3 protein-coding genes are annotated in these 3,763 nt (G+C 60.9%); all 3 read right to left on the bottom strand.

The features are described 5' to 3' along the window. Nucleotides 1–1,100, bottom strand: a 1,100-nt coding sequence (locus AC1DKD_RS39940; RefSeq protein ID WP_477144620.1) for a porin, incomplete at its 3' end; no start/stop codon positions are given. Nucleotides 1,101–1,652: 552 nt separating this feature from the next. Continuing rightward, the gene (locus AC1DKD_RS39935) at nucleotides 1,653–2,495 is read right to left on the bottom strand and encodes a GntR family transcriptional regulator (RefSeq protein ID WP_441627889.1); all 843 of its coding nucleotides are present in this window, start codon (nucleotides 2,493–2,495) and stop codon (nucleotides 1,653–1,655) included. Between the two features lie 162 nt (nucleotides 2,496–2,657). After that, the gene (locus AC1DKD_RS39930; protein WP_441627891.1) at nucleotides 2,658–3,701 is read right to left on the bottom strand and encodes an AraC family transcriptional regulator; all 1,044 of its coding nucleotides are present in this window, start codon (nucleotides 3,699–3,701) and stop codon (nucleotides 2,658–2,660) included. Between the last annotated feature and the right edge of the window lie 62 nt (nucleotides 3,702–3,763).

The following is a 3,763-nucleotide window of genomic DNA, read 5'->3' as shown; positions in this document are numbered from 1 at the left end:
GGGGAATCCAGTCCCAGACCCGCATTCTTTGAATATGCCGTGGTCAGGTAGACATCAGTCCGCTTGGAAAGCGTGTAGTCCGCGATAAAGGCAACTTGCCATGGGTTCGGCACCGACTTGTTGGCGAAGAAGCTCTTGACGTTGTCGTAGTTGTACTCAAGCGTCAGGCCAAGCGCCGGCGTCACCTGGTAGTTGGCGCCGATCCAGTAGAAGTCGTCGCGCTCGATCAGGCTGCCATTCTGGTCCTTGTTCTGACCCCAGCGGTAGCCGCCCATGATCTTTGCCGCGCCGAACGCATAGCTTGCCGCGACCGTCGCCTTCTTGAAGCTGCCGCTGCCGAGGGCAACAGCTGTTAACGGGTTGGAAATGGTTGGATTGAACTGGTCGTACGCAACGGCCACACCGACAGGGCCAGAGATATAGGTCAACCCTGCGCCATAGGCGGTGTCGCGGCGGAACTGGCCCGGCACTTCGCCGTTGCCGCCGAGCAATGGGCCGTTGGCCACCGTCGTCGGCAATGCCAGGCCGGTACCGAAGGACCAGTGTGCCAGTGCAGAGACCGAGCCGAACCGGCCGGAGTACTTGATGGTGTTGTCCTCGCGGAAGTTCGCACCTGTCAACATCACGATCGGTTCATACTGGGTGGCAAAGGCTGCCGGCACGAAGTTCGCGATGCTCTCGAACATCGAAGTGTACTGACGGCCGAAGGTCACCTGGCCAAACTGCGTGCTTTGGATGCCAACGTAGGCCTGTCGACCGAACAGGCGGCCGCCTTGCTGCGACGTGCCGGTATCCAGGTTAAAGCCACTCTCCAGTACGAAAACGGATTTCACGCCGTTGCCCAGATCTTCCACGCCGCGCAAGCCCCAACGCGAACCGGACAGGCCGCCGGAATCCATGCGGTAGACATTGTTGGACGGGCCCGCATTGAACTTGTTGGCAGCGGTGGGAACGGCGCCGACATGATTGGCGAACTCAACGTTTATATCCGCCACGCCATATAGCGTCACGCTGCTCTGTGCGTGTGCGCCGCCGGTGCAGATTGCGCCCGCAGCGATGAGTGCGTGATTAAGCTTGCTCAGCTTTCTCAATGATCCCATTGCCTCCTCTCCTTTAGGTTATTTTTTTCGCCTGTCACAAACGATGCCATCAGCCACGCGTGTCGTGGCCATGGCGAAGAACGCCCCGAGTTACCTAGGGCTTCCCTCAACAGCAACCGCACAGACAAATCGGTGGCTCGGTCAGTTCCTTGAGTCCATGGACTGTACACCAGATATATTATTGTCGACAACAATAAATTTGAGCGCGGCAAGCCAGCCATTGGTTTCCGGACCGATGCGTCGACGCACAAGAATGGTGAGAACAGCAGATGGGGCGCGAGGCGGCCTCAACCTGACGAGGCGAGCCGACAGCTTTGATGAAGTGCCACCCCGTGTGGATGATTGCAGCATCGCGAGGGTGGAGAGAGCCGTAGACGACGGTGAAGCCAGGCAAGCGCCGTCGCTCCACGCCGTCGTCGCCCCGCGGGTAATGCTTGACAGTGCTGCTTCGCGTAGCTACCGGGGTGGCCGCCACCGGCACGAAGCATCAACAGAAGGAACTGCGTACCGCAGGCATCAAACCAGTAACCCTGATGGCCCGCGTAGGTGCAACTAGGCAGCCTTGCGCCGCCTGGCTGTTTGCGCAGTCTGCTCCCGCGTGGCCGGGCCTTTGTCGTCCTTTGAGACTACCGGAACGCCGGGCTTCATCTTGAGAGCACGCAGCGCGGCATCCCTCGCCTCATCCAGCCGCTTCTGGGCAACGGAGAGCAGCAACTTCTCGTCACGCTTCTGCGCCGCGTTTTGAAGCGCACGCCAGGTCTTCAACGAAGCAGGAATGGATTGCGGAGCGGCAGATAGTCCAAGGCGAGCGTAGCGCAACGTGCGAAGCGATATGGATTGCAGCATGTCAACCAGCAATCTGTTGGCACACAAATCGACAATCGCAAAGTTCAGCAGAAAGCTCTCGACAGCATAGGCGTCGACCGACTCCTCCGCTGCCTTGGCAAGCTTCGGCATGCGCTCGTCGAGGACGTCCTGGAGCCCGTCCGAGTTCTCGCGCATAACCTGCTCCAGCATCGTAACGTAGAGTACTGCTCGAACCTTAAAGATATCGCGAAGCTCCATCTCGCCGGGCGCGGTGACGATGGCACCGCGCCTGGCCTGAAACTCGACCAGCCGGTCTCGTTCGAGGATGCGCATAGCCTCCCTGACTGGCGCGCGGCTTACATGCAGCACTTCGCTAATGTCTTTCTCAAGCAGGCGCTGACCCGACCGGATTAGATCGAGCGTGATCACGCCCGCCAGTCTGGCGGCGATCTGTTCAGCAATGGGCGCGGATGCGCGTGCCCAGTCCTGCCCTCTTAGCACAGCGTGCTCAACTGCCAGCATCAGCTGATTTTTTGGCGTGAGGAGGCTAGAGAGATCCGGGAGGTTTTCAGTCTTACTTCTGCTCATGGTTTCGAATACCGGTGTACTGTCCTGGACGCCGCATGGCTGCTGCGTAACTTCGGTATTCTATCCTTCCCCGGTCCTCGATCCGGCGCGACGCGCTGGCCAGACGGAAGATCTCCGCGATCCAGCGCAAGGAGCGTCCGTATGCCCTGGCCTTTTGAAGGCTTATGCCCTGCTCGCCGGCGGAGGTGCTGTCTGTCGGCGCACGGTGCCGCTTGCGGCCCGGCTCTCCTTGGGGCTGCAACCGAATTGCGCGTGATACCAGCGCGAGAATCCGCTTGGCGCGGAAAAACCTAGCAGGGTCGCCACCTCGGTCAACGGACGATCGCTCTCGATGACGTGACGCGCCGCGAGTTCCGTGCGGATGTCGTTAACGATCGACGAGAAGCTCCGCCCCTGTTCCGCCAGCCGGCGCTGGACCGTGCGGCACACCACGCCCAGGTGCTCGGCCACCTGTTCGATGCTGCAGCGCCCACTGGGCAACAGCAGAAGGATCGTGCGACGCACGTCCTCAAGCATGGTCGCCTGCTGCGGCATGGCGGACGCGTCTATCAACTGCTGCGCGTAGCGCACCATGGCCGGATCGGCCGACGGGTTGCGTGCATCGAGATCGGCCTTCGCGCAGACGATGCAGTTGAAGTCGTAGTCGAACTCGACGTGAGGGCCAAAAAACCGTTGGTGTGCACTAAGGTCGCGCGGCGCCGGGTGCTCGAAGCATACGCGCCGCGGCTCCCAGTCGGGCTTGAGGAGCTGGCGTATCAACCGCACCATTACCCCTAGCGCCAGTTCAACCCTTTGGCGTGTTGGCTGATGTGCGTTGCCAGCCATTACCGCCTCGCGAATAATGACCAGTCCTCCGCATTCCTCGACCGCCAGCGACAGCGCACCATTGAGCATCGCCTGGTAGCGCATCAGCATGCCAAGCGAGTCGCGCAGCGTTGCCTGGTCGCGGATCAGCAATCCTACCGCCCCAAGATTGGACAATAGGCGCGACTCGGCCATGCACAGCCCGAAACTCTCGTTGCCTGACATGGTCGCGGACGCCTGGAGCAGACGTCCAAAACGCTCGACTGGAATCATGAGGTCCGGCTCGCGCAGTACGCTCGGACTTATCCCTGCGTCAAAGAGCATTCGCACCGGATCCAGCCCGGCGGCACGAGCGACCTCGCTGTAGTTCGTGAGGGCCGCGGCGCGGACAAGTAACGACATCGGGGAACTGACGTAGGAGCGCGGCGCGGACAAGTAACGACATCGGGGAACTGACGTAGGAG

The sequence above is a fragment of the Cupriavidus sp. 05T313 genome (assembly GCF_056396665.1).
Note: the sequence above shows the minus strand (reverse complement) of the source record. Positions and strands in the feature narration are given on the sequence as shown.